Consider the following 19,483-nt stretch of genomic DNA (forward strand, 5'->3'; position numbering starts at 1 on the left):
TTTGATACCGAGGTATCTAATTGGATTATCATCAACGAGTGCCCACACAGATTGATAGGTCTATATTGTTAAAGAGCTTGCTTTGCGAGAAGTTTTTCTCTCAAAGCGGAGGTGCATTCTAACGAGATAATTGAGAGTGTCAAACACTTTTTTTCAATTTTATTTTTCGTAGAAGCTTTCACCTCTCCGACCCTGCTGAAGCCTTATCGCGTCTGCCGTGTCGGTGGATGCGCATTATAGGGAACTCAGATCCGTTCGCAACCCTTTTTTGAAAAAAAATGGAAAAAAATGACTGTTCGATGACTATTTCATCAAAAAAGCAAAAAAGAGGGTAAAAAACCCTCTTTTTCTGCCTTAAAAGCCGTATTTAAATGAATGCGTACGCGTCTGCGAACATACGTTCGCTCTTCGCTTTCTTGTTCTGAGTGAACTGTTCACGTGCTGCGCCAGCCATTTCAAAACGACCTGCAATATAGATATCGTAGTTTTCTAAGCTTTCGAAATCTTCAGCTACAGCTTGTAGCACGTTACCAACTTTACCTTGCCAGTCTGCAGGAGCTTCTTCTACTACTGGCACAAAATGAACATTGGCAAACTTGTCGGCAATCTCGACCAGTTCGTCTTTAGCATAAAGCTGGCAGTTATCGCGCGCCCCCCAATATAAATAGATAGGATTGGTTTTATTCTGCGCTACGCAATGATCCAGAATCGAACGTACGTAACTAAAACCTGTACCACCAGCGATCAATAACAGCGGGCGTTCACTATCTTCTTGAACCCAAGCATCGCCATGTGGCGCATCAATTTCAATCTGACCATCAGTTTCAAGCGCCGCTTGCATTGCTTCGACAACTTCTTGTGCATAAGCGTTGTGTTCCGCCGCACCGATGTGCAGTTCAAGTTCACCTTCATGACGACAAGGACTGCTTGCGATAGAGAAAGGACGTTTGTCTTTTTCACCCATCACCACCATTAGGTACTGACCCGCTTTAAAAGGCACTGGTGATTCTGGATGAAGAAGGATTTGGTAAGTATTACAAGCTAACGGCTGAATAGACTTTACTTTACATTGGATGGTCATGGTGTTCCTCTCGCTTACTCGTCAAAAGTAAGCACTAAATTACTTTCTGTATAGGCTTGGCAAGGGAATATCCAACCTTGCTGTTGCTCTTTTTCGGTTAGCATAGGTTCGAGGTGATAGCTCACCTCGCCCGTTAGCTTTTTACACATGCACATGGCGCAAGCGCCAACTTGGCAACGGTGTGGGAAGCGAATATTGTTGTTGAGCGCAGCTTCTAACACCGTCTCCCCTTCTTTTACTTGGAATGTAACGTCCATTGGTAGAAGGTGGACTTGATGACTCATAGAATACCTAACTGGTCCCAAATCTCATCGACTTTAGCCACAAGTTTAGGATCTTTTTTGATAGGCGTACCCCACTCGCGCGTGACTTCAGATTCGAACTTGTTGGTCGCATCCAGTCCTAATTTGGATGAACTCTCAGTCTTACCAAGCACTTGAATCGTGTCTCTATCTGGGTCCATTCGAGTTGTCACCGCCCAAATGATGTCATTCCAATCTCGTGCATTAACGTCATCGTCGCACAAAATGATGAATTTGTTATCCGTGTACTGAGCAAAGAAGCCCCATAGATGTTCCATCAATTCTTGGGATTGACCAGCTTGGTCTTTCTTCATAGTCACGACAGCAAATTGGTTGTTTGCTGTAACTGGAAGATAGACGTCAACAATCTCAGGGCGTTGCTGTTTCAACTCATTTAGTTCTGCTTCGGTAATCGCTTTGCTGTCTCGCTCAGTGACCTCGGTTCGCGTCGCCAGCTCGGCATCCCATTTAATGGTCGCATCCAAGCCCATTTTGGAGCCAAGCCCAACCACTGGTGAAGCAAAGTCGAGCGAGTCGATTGGCGTGTTATCTATCATCAAGGTATCACGTACAGGATCCATATGCTCTGACATGGCTTTCACGACATCATTCCAATCTCGTGCGTTTACCGATTCATCGCACACAATAACAAACTTGGTATACATGAATTGACGTAAGAAAGACCACACGCCCATCATTACGCGCTTGGCATGTCCTGGGTACTGCTTCTTCATGGTGACGACGGCCATTCGGTACGAACAACCTTCTGGCGGTAGATAGAAGTCTTCAATCTCTGGGAATTGCTTTTGCAGAATAGGTACAAACACTTCGTTTAATGCCACACCCAATACAGCTGGTTCATCTGGCGGACGACCTGTGTAGGTGCTGTGATAAATAGGGTCTTTACGCATAGTAATGTGCGTAATAGTAAATACGTGGTGCTTTTCTTTTTCGTTATAGTAGCCAGTGTGGTCACCGTAAGGACCTTCATCAGCAAACTCGTTCGGGTCGATATAGCCTTCCATCACGATTTCCGCGCTCGCTGGCACTTCCAAATCGTTGCTGACTGACTTCACGACTTCCGTTTTGCTTCCACGTAGCAAACCTGCAAATGCGTATTCCGATAGCGTATCTGGCACTGGTGTTACTGCGCCAAGAATGGTTGCTGGGTCTGCACCAAACGCGACCGAAACTGGGAAAGGTTTACCTGGGTTGGTTTCCATCCAATCGCGCAGATCAAGCGCACCACCACGATGGGCTAACCAACGCATGATGATTTTGTTCTTGGCAATTTTCTGCTGACGGTAAATGCCTAGGTTCTGACGTTTCTTATTTGGACCTTTGGTTACGGTTAAGCCCCAAGTAAGCAGCGGCGCTACATCTTCTGCCCAGCAGCTCATTACCGGAATTTTATCCAAGTCGACTTCATCACCTTGCCAAACAATGTCTTGGCATGGTGCTTTACGTAAACGCTTAGCCGGCATGTTCAATACTTGTTTGAACACAGGCAGTTTTTCTAAAGCGTCTTTGAAGCCTTTTGGTGGCTCAGGTTCTTTTAAATAAGCCAGCAGCTTACCGACTTCTCTTAATTCTTTAACGTCTTCACGTCCCATGCCGATTGCGACACGCTCTGGTGTACCAAACAGGTTCGTCAAAACAGGTACGTCGTAGCCGATTGGGTTCTCAAACAACAGCGCAGGTCCACCAGCACGCAAGGTGCGGTCGCTGATTTCTGTCATTTCATAAGCGGGATCGACAGGGTGAGTGATGCGTTTAAGTCGACCTTTCTGTTCTAGGTGGTCGATAAATTCGCGTAAATCCTTAAAACTCATAGGCCTTCATGCTGGCTGATTAAACTGTCCGCAGTATAACAAATAGGAGGACGCTAAGATCCTCCTATTTTGTGTGGGTATGTGAGCCAGATTACTTTAATACTTGTTCAATCTGCCGAGTCTTTATCTGATGGTTCGAAGATACTAACTCTTCCAACCAGGTTTGATGCCCTTGTTGAGCAAGCTCTCGAGCAACCATGGTTGCTTCTTCTGATAACGCCATTTTTCTAACTAGAAACTGCTTTACTTGCGGAGATAGAGGGTTAGATTTTGTAAGTAGACTAATAGCTTCTGGCTTGAGTGATGGGTTAACTGTGGCATTCATCAATTGCTGAATGGAAAAAACGTCTCCAACCGCAGCTAAACGCTCAAGTTCGGACTGGCTGTTGTAATCAGCTTTCATCCGCCAGAGTAAGTTGTACACTTCCTCATCCTGACTAACTTGTGCCAACCTGACTATCACGGCCGTCGATGGTAACCAACTGGTCACATTTGCTTTGGTTAACTGGGCCGTTAATGCAGCAAGCGCATTGGGTGATAAGCTGTCTAACTCTCGAATCAAAAGCGCTTCACGCGCTTGAGCTTGTTGAGATGGCCCTGTAAGCCATTGCTTTAAGTTAAGCTCTCTTCGTTCAGCTTGTAAGACAAAGTCCAAGGTACTTTGGTCTTGTTTCCAACGCTTAATCAAGCGACTCGCAATAACGGGAAAGTTAAAAGCGGGTACACTAAATTCATACCCATCACCTCGCTCTAACACTTGATAAGTCGGGGTCATACGGATCTGGGACTCAACAAACAGAGCCATTCGAGGCGTGAGAATCACATCTTGCTTTTCAAGCTTTTCCAATAATTGAAAGCGCACCACCTCTTGATGAGGCAAAGCAAGTCTATCAAGGGCAAATTTAAGCGAGTCGACTTCATCTCTGACAGCGTAATCAAGCAGTTCAGAGACTTTAGTATGTATTTGAGTATCCTGAAGCCACTGTTCTACTACAGACTCATGCATTTCCTTGGCAGATAATGTCGCAGGTAGAGTGATAAGTGACAAGCTCAGGAGTAATGACGACAACATTCCTTGTTGCATGTTAACCTCCCGATAACATTTCCTTCATTCTGATACTTCTATCGGGAGAAAGCAATAAAAAAGCCACCGATATACGGTGGCTTTTCGCAGAATGACTATTTGAGACTATTGACGACGCATCGCATCGAAGAACTCATCGTTGGTCTTCGTCATCGCTAGCTTGTCGATTAGGAATTCCATTGCGTCGATTTCGCCCATTGGGTGAACGATCTTACGCAGAATCCACATCTTCTGTAGTTCGTCAGTCTTCGTCAGTAGCTCTTCACGACGTGTACCTGAGCGGTTAAAGTCAATCGCAGGGAATACACGCTTCTCAGCAATCTTACGGTTCAAGTGCAGTTCCATGTTACCTGTACCCTTGAACTCTTCGTAGATAACTTCATCCATTTTAGAACCAGTATCTACTAGTGCCGTTGCGATGATAGTTAGGCTGCCGCCTTCTTCTACGTTACGTGCAGCACCGAAGAAACGCTTAGGACGATGTAATGCGTTTGCATCCACACCACCTGTTAGTACTTTACCTGATGAAGGCACTACGGTGTTGTAAGCACGAGCTAGGCGAGTGATAGAGTCAAGCAAGATAACCACGTCTTTCTTATGTTCAACAAGACGTTTTGCCTTCTCGATCACCATTTCCGCTACTTGTACGTGACGAGATGCTGGCTCATCGAAAGTCGACGCAACCACTTCACCTTTAACTAGGCGTTGCATCTCGGTTACTTCTTCTGGACGTTCGTCGATAAGAAGAACCATCAACTCACACTCTGGGTGGTTGTACGCGATGCTTTGCGCGATGTTTTGCAGAAGCATTGTTTTACCCGCTTTAGGCGGAGCAACAATCAGACCACGTTGACCTTTACCGATTGGCGATGCCAAGTCTAAAACACGTGCTGTAATGTCTTCTGTTGAACCGTTACCACGCTCCATAACCATGCGCTCATTCGCATGTAGAGGGGTAAGGTTTTCAAATAGGATCTTGTTACGGGCGTTGTCTGGTTTATCGTCGTTAACGGTATTGACTTTTAGAAGGGCAAAGTAACGTTCACCGTCTTTTGGTGGACGAATTTTGCCAGCGATAGAGTCACCAGTACGTAGGTTAAAGCGACGAATCTGACTTGGTGATACGTAGATATCGTCCGGACCCGCAAGGTATGAACTATCTGCACTGCGTAGGAAACCAAAGCCGTCTTGCAGAATTTCCAGAACCCCATCGCCAAAGATGTCTTCGCCGCCTTTCGCGTGCGCTTTTAAAATCGCGAAGATGATGTCTTGTTTTCTTAAGCGAGCTAGGTTCTCTAATCCTAAGCTTTCGCCCAGTTTTACAAGGTCAGACACAGGTCTGTTCTTCAGTTCGGTAAGGTTCATGGTGGTGGATTCTTGTTTAGTCAAAATAAGATCTGTTTTCTAGTTAAGATGGATTTGGTCTCAGGATCGACCAAGAAGAGAAATTTGTTCAATTAACGCGCGATAAGTTAGCACTAATTAGTATTCTAGTCCAGAGTTAGAAAAACAAAACCGTGCATTGTAACTTTGCACGGTTTTATCTGTAATCACTTGGTGATTATAAGTTTGCGTCTAGGAACTCTTTTAGTTGAGTTTTAGACAGAGCACCTACTTTCGTTGCCGCTACGTTACCATCTTTAAATAGTAATAGCGTTGGAATGCCGCGAATACCAAACTTAGGTGGTGTACCTGCGTTATGGTCGATGTTTAGTTTACCGATAGTGAGTTTGCCTTCGTACTCGTCTGCGATTTCGTCCAAAATAGGAGCGATCATTTTACAAGGACCACACCATTCTGCCCAAAAATCCACTAGAACCGGGCCTGCAGCGTTGATTACATCGTTTTCAAAACCGTCATCAGTTAGCTGCAAAATCTTATCACTCATCTTCCACTCCAATGTGTTTTTCGAAACTGGTTGGATGATAACCAGTAATTAGATGCCCTATTGGAATGTATTTACTTTCGTATTGCAAGCTTTAGCTGATATTCTATAGCCATGAAAAAGACGCATATCACAGAGCAAAAGTTCGCCGATTTGGGCTTAAAGCCCCAAGTTATTGAAGGATTGGACAAAAAAGGGTTCGAATTTTGTACCCCTATCCAAGCCTTGGCGTTGCCGGTCCTGCTCACCGGCCAAGACATCGCAGGCCAGGCCCAAACGGGTACTGGTAAAACGCTCGCGTTTCTTACTGCTACGTTCAACCACCTTCTGACGACTCCGGAACATGAAGGTCGTAAGCCTACACAGCCACGCGCAATTATTATGGCGCCTACACGTGAGCTCGCTATTCAGATTTACAATGATGCAGAATCATTAACTGAAAGCACAGGTCTAAAAACCGCCCTAGCTTACGGTGGTGAAAGCTACGACAAGCAACTTGCGAAACTGCAAGACGGCGTAGATATTCTGATCGGAACAACAGGCCGTATCATCGATTTCTACAAACAGCGCGTATTTAACCTCAACAACATTCAAGCTGTTGTTCTGGACGAAGCCGACCGCATGTTCGATCTTGGCTTTATTAAAGACATTCGCTTCTTGTTCCGTCGTATGCCTGAGCCAAAAGAGCGTTTGAACATGCTGTTCTCAGCAACGCTGTCTTACCGCGTTCAAGAACTGGCATTCGAACACATGAATACTCCTGAGCATGTCGTTGTCGAACCAGAACAAAAAACTGGCCACCGTATCCAGGAAGAGCTTTTCTATCCTTCGAATGAAGACAAAATGGCGCTGCTTCAAACACTAATTGAAGAAGAGTGGCCAGATCGCGCTATCATTTTTGCCAATACCAAGCATAAGTGTGAATCGGTTTGGGGTCATTTGGCTGCCGATGGACACCGTGTAGGCCTTCTTACTGGCGATGTACCGCAGAAGAAGCGTGAGAAGATTCTTGAGCAATTCACCAAAGGTGATGTCGACATCTTAGTTGCAACTGACGTTGCAGCGCGTGGTCTGCATATTCCTCAGGTAACGCACGTTTTCAACTACGACCTTCCTGACGACTGTGAAGATTATGTTCACCGTATTGGCCGTACTGGTCGCGCTGGTGCGAGCGGTCATTCGATCAGTTTTGCTTGTGAAGAGTACGCGGTTAACCTACCAGCAATCGAAGAATACATTGAGCATACAATCCCAGTTTCAGAGTACGATTCGTCGGCACTGATTCAAGATCTACCAGCTCCGATTCGTATGCGTGCACCACGCAACCAACAGCGCCGCACGAATACTGGCGGTACCCGTTCTGGTTCTGGTAACCGTAAGCCGCAGGGACGTCGTCCACGCCAACCGCGTCAATCGGCACCAAAACAATCGTAATAGGAAACTGAGTTCGTTTTATGAGTCAAGCAGGATCATCACCGCTATATGCCGCCATCGACCTCGGGTCGAACAGTTTTCACATGCTCGTTGTGCGTCACATCGATGGCAGCGTTCAAACAATGGCTAAAATTAAGCGCAAAGTTCGTCTAGCAGCGGGCTTAGATGAACATAATTCTCTTAGTATGGAAGCTATGCAGCGAGGATGGGACTGCTTAAGTCTATTTGCGGAACGCTTGCAGGACATTCCTAAACAAAACATTCGCATCGTCGGTACTGCAACATTACGTACCGCGACCAATGTAGATGTGTTTTTAGAAAAGGCTAACCAAATTCTAGGCCAGCCTATCGAAGTGATTACTGGTGAAGAAGAAGCTGCCACTATCTATAAAGGTGTCGCTCACACCTCTGGCGGTAGTGGTCGTCGCCTTGTAGTCGATATCGGTGGAGCAAGTACCGAACTGATTATCGGGGAAGGTTTCGAAGCCAAAGCACTGACCAGCTTAAAAATGGGCTGCGTGACTTGGCTTGAAAACTTCTTTAAAGATCGCCAATTGAATGCTCGTAACTTTGACGCGGCAATTGAAGGAGCGAAACAGACCATCCAGCCGATTTTAGAACGTTATACAGAAATTGGTTGGGATGTGTGTGTTGGTGCATCAGGCACTGTTCAGGCATTGCAAGAGATAATGCTGGCGCAAGGCATGGACGAAGTAATCACTCACTCCAAACTCAAGCGTCTACAGAAGCAAGCCATGTTGGCCGACCATTTAGAAGAGCTCGATATTGAAGGCTTAACACTTGAGCGTGCATTAGTGTTCCCTAGTGGCCTCTCTATTTTGATTGCCGTTTTTGAATTGCTTGAAATCGATGCTATGACACTGGCTGGCGGCGCACTACGCGAAGGCTTAGTGTATGAGATGGTTGAAGAGCTTCGTCAAGAAGACATTCGTGCCCGCACTATCGCTAGCGTACAAAATCGCTATCAGCTCGATCACCAATACGGCGAACAAGTCGCTACTCTGGCACACACGCTTTTACAGCAAGCTGGGGGCGATGAGTGGATTACAGAGCCTCAGGGCAAGATATTACTCGAGACCGCCGCAAAACTGCATGAAATTGGTTTAACTATCGATTTCAAAAAAGGCGGAGAGCATAGTGCTTACTTGCTGCAGAATTTGGATCTGCCTGGTTACACGCGCGCGCAGAAGTTCTTTATTGGTGAAGTGGCTCGTCGCTATCGCGAACAGCTCACTTCTTTACCTGAGCAGCATGCATTATCAGGCTCAAGTGCCAAACGAGTATTGAGACTGTTGCGTCTTGCGGTTCTACTCAGCCATCGTCGCAATCCTGATCTAGAGCCAAATGTGACTCTAACGGTTGAAGGCGACAATCTAACGTTACACATTGATGCGCAATGGCTAGAGAAAAACCCACTGACTGCGGCTGAGTTGGAAATTGAATCCAACCGTCAGACAGACATCGGCTGGCCATTAAATATCGTAGCAAAATAAGCGAATATCACTGCCTTACAATACTAAAGCCCAGGCGTTCGCTTGGGCTTTTTTGCTTCTACTTCCCCTACAAAACGTGCTGCCCAGCAAAAATCTCAGCTTCTCCGCTCTACATCGAAAAACAGCCATGCTTTATTGATAAGCACGATTTAGCCAACCAAGATGCACCATAATGAAAACCGTTTTAATGACTGGCTTAACTGGCACCCTCGCCCCTAAAGTTGCTCATCAGTTCCACCTCCGTGGCTGGAACGCATTGGAATGGAATCACCACCAAATCCCACCAGATGATCCACAGCAAAGTGAACAATTTTGGCAGCAACACCACATCAATGCGGTGTGCCATATGGCGATGGGAAGTGAAGAGTGGGCAGCGTGGCTTGGTGAGCAATGCAAACGCCACAATATTCCTTACCTCTTTGTCAGCACAGCAATGGTATTTGATGCCACAAAAAACGGGCCTTATGGCATCTTTGAAGAAAGAAACACCCAAGATGATTACGGCAAATACAAAGTTCGTTGTGAAGATGCAATCTGGCAAGCAAATCCAGATGCGATGGTTGCTCGAATCGGTTGGCAGCTCCATCACCAAGCAGAAGGCAATAACATGTTGGCGCATCTCGACCGCCAATATGAAGAGAACGGCGTTATTACCGCTAGCACGGCTTGGTATCCTGCGACTTCTCATATGGACGATACTGCACTCGCCTTTTTGCAGCTTATTGAGCGGAACGAAGCCGGTTTATATCACCTTGATAGCAACTTAAAAGATAAGTGGAATTTCTACGAACTCGTTTGTGCACTCAAACAGCATTACAACAAACCATGGCAAGTGCTGCCAAGCAATGACTATCACCATGACCAACGTCTAACCGATGAACGAATTGCCTTGCCGCCATTGAGTGAACGTTTCAACAAGCCAGAGCAAATCCAGCAAGCCGGCATCATAGGAATCAACTGGGGACGCACGCACATTCCCCACTACCGAAACAATGGTGTATCGGTCACAACGTTATGCGCCAACCAAATAGAACCGCTTCAGCAAGCGTGCAGTGAAGAAGCAATCCCAAAGGCAGAAACGAACATCAGCGCACTCAAACTACTTGATGTCGTGACCATCGCGACACCTGCGCATACTCATGCAGAGATCATAAAGACGTTAGGTTCAACCAAGCTTATCTGTGAAAAGCCATTGTTGGGATTGAATTCCGACATCACTCACTGGCAGCAACCGAACGCCAACCTATTGGTTAATTACGCCTTTGCTCAGCTAAATACCGCCAAGACAATAGAGGAGTGGCTCACTTCGCAAACCCAACCTTGTGTGGTCAATCTAGTCACCCAGGTTAACCTACCGGGCACCTTCACACTCAAAGAGTGGTTTCTTGAAACAGCTAGCCACCCTATCTCCTGGTTGCTGCACTGCTTTGGAGACTACTCTCAGTCGACACTGACTGAGAAAAACGGCCAACTGATCGTTGAGCTGCAATGTGGCGACCACCAGCTAAGATTTGTATTTGAATTAACAGGTGAGCCGGGCATCGAGCACAATCTAACGATTCAATCCAACCAGACTTTAACCAGCAAAGGCTACTATCGTGTCGGCGAAAAATGGCGTTTCGAGCCCATTCTCGTTAATGGCAACGCGATAAATGATGGAGAGTACAGCGAGTCTGATTGCTGGCAGGACGCCAATCAACGCAGTGTCGGTTTGATGTTGGCGATGTTCAATCAAAGCATCAGCTGGGATAACGGCCTGCAACTTGGCGCCTTCGATGCGCAAAAAGCCATTTTGATTGAGAAGATGCTCTGTTAGCCATTTCACCAGCGAGCTTCCTCTACGTGCCGTACCTTCGATTAAAAGGTCTCACTCGGGACCTTTTTTACTGCTCATTTTTACCTTCGTACAGCTCAGGGAGCTTTTGGACACCCATGATCTAATTGCTCCCCACGCTGTACAAAACCCTCTAAATCCCAGTAAGCAGGTACAAAAAAGCCGCTTGATTTAAGCAAGCGGCTTTCGGGGTTCCCACTGATATTAAGACTGAACGCTTGTCGTCACCTTAAAGTCAGGGTTCACCGCAGTCAGCTTCTTAATTAGGTAATTCAGTAATACGCCGTACATCGGAACGAACAAACCAAGACTGATAATCAGTTTGAAGCCGTAATCCACCAGCGCGATTTCCGTCCAATGCTCTGCCATAAATGGATCTGGGCTTTGATAGAACGCAATGGCGAAGAAAGCGATGGTATCAAGTGCATTACCGAAAAGCGTTGAACACGTTGGTGCCACCCACCATTGCTTCATTTGACGTAGGCGGTTGAACACGTGCACATCCATGATCTGACCAAGTAGGTACGCCATGAAGCTAGCAATCGCGATACGAGCAACGAATAAGTTAAATTCCCCTAGGTGACCAAAACCTTGGAATTGACCTTCGAAGAACACCACCGATAAGAAGTAAGACACTGCCAAAGCAGGCAACATCACTAAGAAGATGATCTTACGCGCCAACTGAGCACCGAAAATACGCACAGTTAAGTCAGTCGCTAGGAATATAAATGGGAAAGTGAATGCGCCCCAAGTGGTATGGAAACCGAAAATAGTAAACGGTAGCTGAACTAGGTAATTGCTAGATGCAATAATGACTAGGTGGAATAGAACCAGATAGATAAGGGCGTTGCGCTGCTGCGCAGGGGTAAAGTTACTCATGCGATACCTTTTTAGTTTGGTTTGGGGGTGAGGGAACCCAAATCGAGTCACTGAATAAAGTGGCTCTTACCAACAATGTAAAATGAAAAATAAACTGGCTTGGCTCTTTCTGAGCGAAGCGGTGGGCGATTATACATTAACCACTTTTCGCCGCAAGTCGTCTGTTTTACGCAAACGTTTGAGCATAAAAAAGGGTGTTTCATGTGAAACACCCTTTCAAGAAAGTTCTATTTTTAGAAGCCGCGTTGAAACAATCCTGCGAGATAATCCAACTCTTCCCTGCTCTCTTCAATCGCTAACGCTTCAAACCAAATCGCTTCGCTGTAATGCTCTGCTTTCATAAACAGTCGGCAACCTTCAAAGTCGATCAGCCAAGAGTGAATGTCCGCATCCCACTGCTTTTCCACCACAGTAGCAGAAAGCAAACTAACTAAACGCTCACCTAAAGCAGGAAAGCTATCAAGGTCAAAGCTCGGCGCGGTAATGATTAAGCGCCCTTCTTGTGCCATGTAGTCCGCTAAGCCAAATTCCTTTTGCATCTTGGTTCCTTATCCGTGGTGAGTAATGTGTTCTTGAATCAAATCGAGGAATGGGTCGGCGTACTTCTCTAGTTTGCGCTGACCAACACCGCTGACTGCCAGCATTTCGCCGTAAGACGTTGGCAGAATTTCCGCCATATCAATCAAAGTTGCGTCACTGAAGACCACGTATGGTGGCAAACCATCTTCATCAGCAATCGACTTACGCAGCTTACGTAACTTAGCAAACAGCTTTTTGTCGTAGTTCTTGCTGGTCAGTTTATCTGATTTAGCCGCACGTGCTGCGGTGTCTAAACGTGGAACCGCTAACTCTAGGGTCACATCGCCACGCAAAAGCGGACGTGCCTCTTCGGTTAATTGCAGCGTTGAGTTACGCGTGATGTTTTGAAACAACAGCCCTTTGTGGATTAACTGACGGAAGATACTCACCCAGTAATCGTGGCTGTGGTCGCGCCCTATCGCGTAGGTAGAAATCTTATCGTGGCCGTTTTCACGTACACGAATGTTTTGCATGCCACGTAGCACTTCCACCACGTAGCCCATACCAAAGCTCTGATTCACTCGGTACACACAAGACAACGCCTTACGCGCTTCTTCCGTGGCATCAAAGTGTTTCGGTGGATCTAAGCAAATATCACAGTTGCCACATGGCTTCTCACGATACTCACCAAAGTAATTTAATAGCACCTGACGACGACAAGTTTGCGCCTCAGCAAAGGCACTCATCGCATTCAGTTTGTGGGTTTCCACCTGCTTCTGTGGACCATCGTCTTTCTCATCCAACATACGACGCAGCCAACTGATGTCCGCTGGGTCATACAACATCATCGCTTCGGCAGGTAGACCATCACGCCCTGCACGACCCGTTTCCTGATAGTAAGACTCGATGTTGCGCGGGATATCAAAGTGAACCACAAAACGCACGTTTGGTTTGTTGATGCCCATACCGAATGCCACGGTCGCCACTACAATTTGGATGTCATCACGTTGGAAAGCTTCTTGAACGTAAGCGCGCTCATCAGCGTCCATACCGGCGTGATAACCAGCAGCACGAATGTGGTTGTTGCACAGCTTCTCGGTCACCATCTCAACTTTCTTACGGCTACCACAATAGATGATGCCGCAGTTACCCTTTTGGGTTTCAAGATAACGAACGATTTGCGAAACCGGCTTGTGCTTCTCAACTAAGTTGTAGCGAATGTTGGGACGGTCGAAGCTGCCTAGGTAAACCTCTGGATTATTCAGTTGCAGGCGTTCAAGAATATCTCGGCGCGTTGCGTCATCTGCGGTCGCCGTCAGCGCCATAAATGGCACATGGGAAAACTGCTGCTTAAGCTGACCAAGCGCGGCATATTCTGGACGGAAGTCGTGTCCCCACTGGGAAATACAGTGCGCTTCATCGACGGCAATCATCGATAGCGGCAAGTTTTCCAAGCGCTCAATGAAATCACGCATCAATACGCGTTCTGGCGAGACGTACACCAACTTAAGATGACCAGTGTGCATGCGGTTATACACGCTGAGCAGTTCTTCACGAGGCATGGTCGAGTTAATGCATTCAGCCGCTACACCGTTGGCTTTAAGCTGGTCCACTTGGTCTTTCATCAGCGAAATAAGCGGAGAAATCACCAAAGTAATACCAGAGCGAACCAAAGCAGGGATTTGATAACACAGCGACTTACCGCCACCAGTAGGCAGGATAACTAAGCTGTCGCGACCTTCTACCGCAGCATCAATCACCAACTGCTGACCATCACGGAACTCTTGGTAACCAAACACATCCTCCAACACACGTTGAGGCGTTACAGGCGAATCAGATTGTTCGGCTAACAAGGTCGAGGTCATGAAAAGTCTCAGATTGGGTCTTAAAAAAGAGGTGCTTATGCATACCACTGGCACACAAAGTGAGGGCACATTGTAATGGGGTTTCATGGTGAATAAAACCGCAAATTGTTAGGTGTTTCGCATCACGACTCGTATACTGATTTTCTGCTCTATAAAACACACAATTAGGTGACACTTCATGACACCAGAAGACGAACAACAACGCGCGCGGCAAGGTATCTTGCTAGCGATTGGTGCGTATACCATGTGGGGCATTGCGCCGATGTACTTTAAGTCCATCGCACAAGTATCTCCTTTGGAAATTCTAAGCCACCGAGTGATATGGTCTTTCTTTTTGCTTGCTGCACTCCTCCATTTTGGCCGTCACTGGCGCTCGGCTTACCACATCGCGAAAGACAAAACGAAAATCGCTTACCTGATCGCAAGTTCCATGCTAATTGGCGGTAATTGGTTGATTTTCATTTGGGCGGTAAACTCGAATCATATGCTCGACGCCAGCTTAGGTTATTACATTAACCCACTGATCAACGTCTTACTCGGGATGGTCTTCCTTGGTGAGCGACTGCGTAAATTACAGTGGTTCGCGGTTGTATTGGCAGGTTGTGGCGTACTCGTTCAACTGATTGTATTTGGCTCCGTACCTGTTGTTGCGATGGCGTTAGCAATGAGCTTCGGCTTTTATGGCTTATTAAGAAAGAAAGTCAGTGTCGATGCAAAAACTGGCTTGTTTATCGAGACATTACTTCTACTGCCAGTGGCCGCTGTTTATTTGCTTTTTATTGCCGATACACCAACCTCAAATATGCTTACGAATCCACTTACGTTAAATAGTTTGTTGATCGCGGCTGGGGTTATAACAACCCTGCCACTGCTGTGCTTTACGGGTGCAGCAACAAGACTCAAATTATCGACTTTGGGCTTTTTCCAATATATAGGCCCAAGCTTAATGTTTTTACTTGCAGTATTGATGTATGGCGAACCCTTTACCATGGATAAAGCGATCACTTTCGTCTTTATTTGGGGAGCACTAGTCGTGTTTAGCTTTGATGGATTACGTAATAACCGTCGCTCACGCCGAATCGTTCAGCCACAGTGATCGTTTTTTACAAGACAAGTTAGAAATTGCCAGATAAGCTTGGTCATAATGTGACCAAGCTTTTTTATTTAATGGAACATATTCAGTACTACGCAACCGACCATGACAACTTGAGTCTAATAGAGGCGAAATACCAGAAATTTGCTTTTCAAAGGCATTACCATCTAGATTTTCATCTCGGCCTGATCACGCATGGTGCGCAGAAGTTCCAATACCAAGGTAACAGCCACCAAGTTGGTCACGGGCAAATTGTGATTATGCCGCCGGATGAGCTGCACGACGGGCAATCTAAGCTCGAGAGTGGCTACGAAGTAAATGTGTTTGCGATCGAACCTCATCTATTGAGCGATCTGGCTGATCTTAAGCAAAACGGTCAAATAATACACTTCAACGAACTGATCATCTCGGATCCGCAGATATTTTCACAACTTAGTAACTTACACGGGCTGCTTCGTCGTGAAAACCTCAGCCAACTCACCAAAGATTGCCTTCCTTTTGAAGGATTTAACCAACTTTTTGATCGCTACGGATCGCTTGAGCGACAAAAAGTGGTGCCGCTAGGAAACCAATCGCTTGGGACGTTAAAAGATTATCTAATGGCTAACCTTGACCAAGCGGTGCGTTTGGATTCACTTTCAGAGCTGTGCCAACTGAGCCCAACTCAGTTCCAGCGCCACTTTAAAGCGCAAACTGGCATGACGCCTTATGCATGGTTCGCACGCCTGCGCCTTGAACAAGGCATGAAGTTACTGCAAGCTGGTCAATGTGGTACCGACGTCGCTCATCAAATCGGTTTCTATGATCAAGCGCATTTCAGCAAAGCGTTTAAACAGACCTACGGCGTTTCCCCTTCTCAAGTGGCTCGTTAATTTCATTTACCGAGAAAGCTGTCAGTTTTTTACAAGCGCCACAGGTGACTTACCACGACAATAGCCGCATTGGTTAAATTTGAGATGTGTTATGAATGAATCCACCATATTGCTGACACTCGCCAGCATTCACTTTATTGCCCTAATGAGTCCAGGTCCGGACTTTGCGCTGGTCGTACAAAATGCGACGCGTCATGGTCGTCAAACTGGCTTGTACATTGCGTTGGGATTGTCCGTCGGTATTTTGCTGCACTCTTTGTTCAGCCTGACAGGTGTGAGTTTTGTCGTCCACCAGCACCCAGTGCTGTATTCCGTGGTACAACTGCTCGGTGGTAGTTACCTGCTCTACTTAGGAATTGGCGCATTGCGTGCCGTGATCTCGATGATCCAAAACCCACTGACGGATCAACCTAAGAAGCAAAATAACCTAGTGATCAGCAATAAGCGTCAAGCGTTTGCTAAAGGGTTTGCGACCAACATTCTTAACCCAAAAGCCCTGGTGTTCTTTGTCAGTTTGATGTCGAGTTTAGTCCCAGCAGGTATGTCGATTACTGGCAAAGGTATTGCACTGGTCATCCTGTTTGGCTTGTCGCTATTCTGGTTCTCTAGCCTTGCATGGATGCTGTCGACACAGCGCTTACAGCGTAAATTGCAACAAGCGGGTATCTACATCGACGGTCTATGCGGCGTGGTATTTACTCTAGTGGGCGGCAGTATTCTATACCAAACTATCAATACTTTTATCGGATAAAGTACTGATTTAAAAGCGTAGCACAATCGACATTTCTAAGATTGCTGACTCGACGTGACTCTCCATAACTGCCAAGCTCAAAGCACAAAACTGGCAACATGGAGAGTCATCATGCATTGGACGTTCAACCGACTCGTGACCACGGGTCTTTTTCTTACTTCCCCACTAATCTTATCTACCTCAGTCTTTGCTAACCAAGCAGCAGATGCAGTTGCGCCGGAGCACAGCACTGGCTTCGAGCAAAAACAATTGATCAAAGCGAAAGATTATATGGTTACCGCAGCCAACCCACTTGCCACCCAAGCTGGGGCAGACGTTCTTGCACAAGGTGGTAATGCTATTGATGCTATGGTTGCCGTGCAGCTGATGCTGGGCTTAGTAGAACCCCAATCTTCAGGCATTGGTGGTGGCGCCTTCTTAGTGTATTGGGACAGTGAGAAACAAAAACTGACTACGTATGATGGACGCGAAACCGCACCGCTCGCCGCAACGCCGAAACTCTTCCTAGATGACAAAGGACAACCACTGCAATTTTACGATGCGGTTGTCGGTGGGCGTTCCGTTGCCACTCCTGGTACAGTGAAACTGCTGTGGGACACGCACCAGAAATACGGCAAGTTGGAATGGAAGAAGATAATCCAACCCGTGATTACCTTGGCTGAGCAAGGTTTCGAAGTCAGTCCTCGCCTCGCGAGTCTGATTGAAAAAGATGCCAAGCGCCTATCTCGCTTCCCTGCGACTAAGGCTTACTTCTTCAATCCAGATGGCTCACCAAAAGCCGAAGGCACGTTGTTGAAGAACCCTGAATACGCGAAAACTCTGACGGCAATTGCAGAGCAAGGGGCAAAAGCTTTCTATCAAGGCGATATCGCCACAGACATCATCAAGACAGTACAAAATGCGCCGGGCAACCCTGGCGTATTGGCACAACCTGACTTTGATGCGTTCCAAATCAAGCAACGTGAACCGGTTTGTGCGGCTTACCAAAGCTATGACATCTGCGGCATGGGACCACCTAGCTCTGGCGCATTGACGGTTGGACAGATTCTCGCGATCACCGAGCAATACGATCTTAAAGGTTGGGGAGCCGAAAGCGCGAAATCATGGCAAGTGATCGCCGATGCATCGCGCCTTGCGTTCGCGGATCGTGGTAAATACATGGCTGACCAAGATTATGTGCCAATGCCAACCGAAGGCTTGCTTGATAAAGATTATCTCAAACAACGTGCTGAGCTCATTCAAGTCGGTAAAGCCTTGAGTAAGGCTGAAGCCGGTAATCCTCCTTGGTCGCACGCCATGAACTTAAGCATGGACCAATCGATCGAGCTGCCTTCCACCAGCCATTTCAATATCGTCGATAAGCAAGGCAATGTGGTTTCAATGACAACAACCATCGAGAACGCCTTTGGCTCACGCTTGATGGTACGCGGCTTCTTGCTCAATAACGAACTGACCGATTTCTCTTTCCGCACGCATCAAGATGGTGTGCCAATCGCGAACCGCTTAGAACCGGGAAAACGCCCACGTTCATCCATGGCACCAACCATTATGATGAAGGATGACAAACCTTACATGGCAATTGGCTCACCGGGTGGCAGCCGCATTATTGGTTACGTCGCACAAGCCATTATCGCCCACACGCAATGGGATATGGACATCCAAAGCGCGATTAATCAGCCACGATTGCTGAACCGTTTTGGCACCTTAGATATTGAGCAAGGTACCGCCGCAGAGGGCTTACAGCCTGCTCTGGAGAAGATGGGCTTTAAAACCGATGTTCGGGATTTGAACTCTGGTCTGCATGCGATACGAATAACAAAAGACGGTCTTGAAGGCGCTGCGGATCCAAGACGTGAAGGTGCCGCTATCGGGCAGTAAGAGTCTTTCGCTCGACCCCTTGTGCGAGATCTCTCACAAAGGGTTGAGCAAACCTCTCTTTTTTAATGGTAAAACCGTACAGAAAAGAGCGTAAATCATTGAATTTAATACTCATGTATCTTTTTTGAACGCTAAGAGAGTAAAAAAATGTGAGATTAGCCCGTTGTTGGAAATCGTTAAACACGTAATATTAAACCTGTCGGAAGGATGCTGACACGGAACAGGAAACACCACGGACTTGGTGAACTTCAGGAAGAAGAAACGGTTATTCAGGATGAATAGTCGGGCATGGATTGCAAAATTGGACATTGAACGGAATCAATAGTGACTAGGATGGTTGCTACTAAGGACGGGAAATGGACACCTCTGGACGAGGCAAGGATTTGAACATCAGGATGATGTCAGGGACACCGCTCAGGGAACAAGTGATGAGAGCTAACGAGGATAGTTAGCAGACCAGGATAAGGTCATTAAGGACACCGCTAGGAAGGCGACGTAAGGATTAAGCTGACGGATTCAGCACACTATCATGGATTAGATGCATGGAGCACTCTTAGTAGCCGGATTGCTGCGAGTAAGACTATAACCCCGATGGGCGCAAGCCCTCGGGGTTTTTCTTTGCCTAAAGTTTTTCTCATCTGCACCGTTAAATCGCGCTTT

The 19,483-nt window shown here is 46.7% G+C and carries 16 protein-coding genes; 7 read left to right on the forward strand and 9 right to left on the reverse strand.

From position 1 onward, the window contains the following. Positions 1-367: 367 nt before the first annotated feature. From fre to trxA, 6 genes are all read right to left on the reverse strand, one after another. Positions 368-1,081 (reverse strand): NAD(P)H-flavin reductase, encoded by a 714-nt coding sequence (gene fre / locus R7127_RS23965; RefSeq protein WP_033907312.1) that lies wholly within the window; start codon positions 1,079-1,081, stop codon positions 368-370. Positions 1,082-1,095: 14 nt separating this feature from the next. Then, positions 1,096-1,365: a 2Fe-2S iron-sulfur cluster-binding protein gene (locus tag R7127_RS23970; RefSeq protein ID WP_009696789.1), complete on the reverse strand. Its 270-nt coding sequence runs from the start codon at positions 1,363-1,365 to the stop codon at positions 1,096-1,098. Beyond that, positions 1,362-3,215 (reverse strand): 4-hydroxy-3-polyprenylbenzoate decarboxylase, encoded by a 1,854-nt coding sequence (gene ubiD, locus R7127_RS23975; RefSeq protein ID WP_033907314.1) that lies wholly within the window; start codon positions 3,213-3,215, stop codon positions 1,362-1,364. Before ubiD ends, R7127_RS23970 begins: the two co-directional genes overlap by 4 nt. 91 nt (positions 3,216-3,306) lie before the next feature. Continuing rightward, complete coding sequence (locus R7127_RS23980) at positions 3,307-4,299, reverse strand: hypothetical protein (RefSeq protein ID WP_318148598.1); 993 nt, start codon at positions 4,297-4,299, stop codon at positions 3,307-3,309. 105 nt (positions 4,300-4,404) lie between these two features. Then, entirely contained in the window at positions 4,405-5,664 is a 1,260-nt protein-coding gene (rho, locus tag R7127_RS23985; protein ID WP_005378757.1) for a transcription termination factor Rho, read from the reverse strand. A 196-nt stretch (positions 5,665-5,860) separates the two neighbouring features. Next, entirely contained in the window at positions 5,861-6,187 is a 327-nt protein-coding gene (gene trxA / locus R7127_RS23990; protein ID WP_004745500.1) for a thioredoxin TrxA, read from the reverse strand. A 111-nt stretch (positions 6,188-6,298) separates the two neighbouring features. Here trxA and rhlB point away from each other — a divergent pair, with 111 nt between their 5' ends. The 3 genes from rhlB (at position 6,299) to R7127_RS24005 (ending at position 10,948) form a co-directional block, all read left to right on the forward strand. Next, complete coding sequence (gene rhlB / locus R7127_RS23995) at positions 6,299-7,618, forward strand: ATP-dependent RNA helicase RhlB (RefSeq protein WP_005378764.1); 1,320 nt, start codon at positions 6,299-6,301, stop codon at positions 7,616-7,618. A gap of 20 nt (positions 7,619-7,638) precedes the next feature. Next, positions 7,639-9,132 carry a guanosine-5'-triphosphate,3'-diphosphate diphosphatase gene (gene gppA / locus R7127_RS24000; RefSeq protein ID WP_005382885.1) on the forward strand — a complete coding sequence of 498 codons (1,494 nt, stop codon included), beginning with the start codon at positions 7,639-7,641 and terminating at the stop codon, positions 9,130-9,132. Between the two features lie 172 nt (positions 9,133-9,304). Then, positions 9,305-10,948, forward strand: coding sequence for a sugar nucleotide-binding protein (locus R7127_RS24005; RefSeq protein ID WP_318142822.1), 1,644 nt, complete (start codon positions 9,305-9,307; stop codon positions 10,946-10,948). A 222-nt stretch (positions 10,949-11,170) separates the two neighbouring features. Here the strand turns inward: R7127_RS24005 and R7127_RS24010 are convergent, their stop codons facing one another. The 3 genes from R7127_RS24010 to recQ form a co-directional block, all read right to left on the reverse strand. Further along, complete coding sequence (locus R7127_RS24010; protein ID WP_005378770.1) at positions 11,171-11,845, reverse strand: 7-cyano-7-deazaguanine/7-aminomethyl-7-deazaguanine transporter; 675 nt, start codon at positions 11,843-11,845, stop codon at positions 11,171-11,173. A 233-nt stretch (positions 11,846-12,078) separates the two neighbouring features. Then, positions 12,079-12,384 (reverse strand): DUF3630 family protein, encoded by a 306-nt coding sequence (locus tag R7127_RS24015; RefSeq protein WP_017633801.1) that lies wholly within the window; start codon positions 12,382-12,384, stop codon positions 12,079-12,081. Between the two features lie 9 nt (positions 12,385-12,393). Beyond that, positions 12,394-14,229, reverse strand: a complete 1,836-nt coding sequence (recQ, locus tag R7127_RS24020) for an ATP-dependent DNA helicase RecQ (protein ID WP_005451195.1) — start codon at positions 14,227-14,229, stop codon at positions 12,394-12,396. A 178-nt stretch (positions 14,230-14,407) separates the two neighbouring features. Here recQ and rarD point away from each other — a divergent pair, with 178 nt between their 5' ends. The 4 genes from rarD to ggt all read left to right on the forward strand — a co-directional run bounded on the left by rarD (position 14,408) and on the right by ggt (position 18,823). After that, positions 14,408-15,325 (forward strand): EamA family transporter RarD, encoded by a 918-nt coding sequence (gene rarD, locus R7127_RS24025; protein ID WP_005378774.1) that lies wholly within the window; start codon positions 14,408-14,410, stop codon positions 15,323-15,325. Positions 15,326-15,396: 71 nt separating this feature from the next. Next, positions 15,397-16,194: an AraC family transcriptional regulator gene (locus tag R7127_RS24030; RefSeq protein WP_005382915.1), complete on the forward strand. Its 798-nt coding sequence runs from the start codon at positions 15,397-15,399 to the stop codon at positions 16,192-16,194. A 91-nt stretch (positions 16,195-16,285) separates the two neighbouring features. Then, on the forward strand, positions 16,286-16,945 hold the full coding sequence (locus tag R7127_RS24035) for a LysE family translocator (protein ID WP_005378776.1): 660 nt from the start codon (positions 16,286-16,288) through the stop codon (positions 16,943-16,945). A gap of 111 nt (positions 16,946-17,056) precedes the next feature. Next, positions 17,057-18,823: a gamma-glutamyltransferase gene (gene ggt, locus R7127_RS24040; RefSeq protein WP_033907319.1), complete on the forward strand. Its 1,767-nt coding sequence runs from the start codon at positions 17,057-17,059 to the stop codon at positions 18,821-18,823. Positions 18,824-19,483 lie beyond the last annotated feature (660 nt).

It is taken from the genome of Vibrio sp. 1159, assembly GCF_033340395.1.
GTDB classification, from domain to species: domain Bacteria; phylum Pseudomonadota; class Gammaproteobacteria; order Enterobacterales; family Vibrionaceae; genus Vibrio; species Vibrio alginolyticus.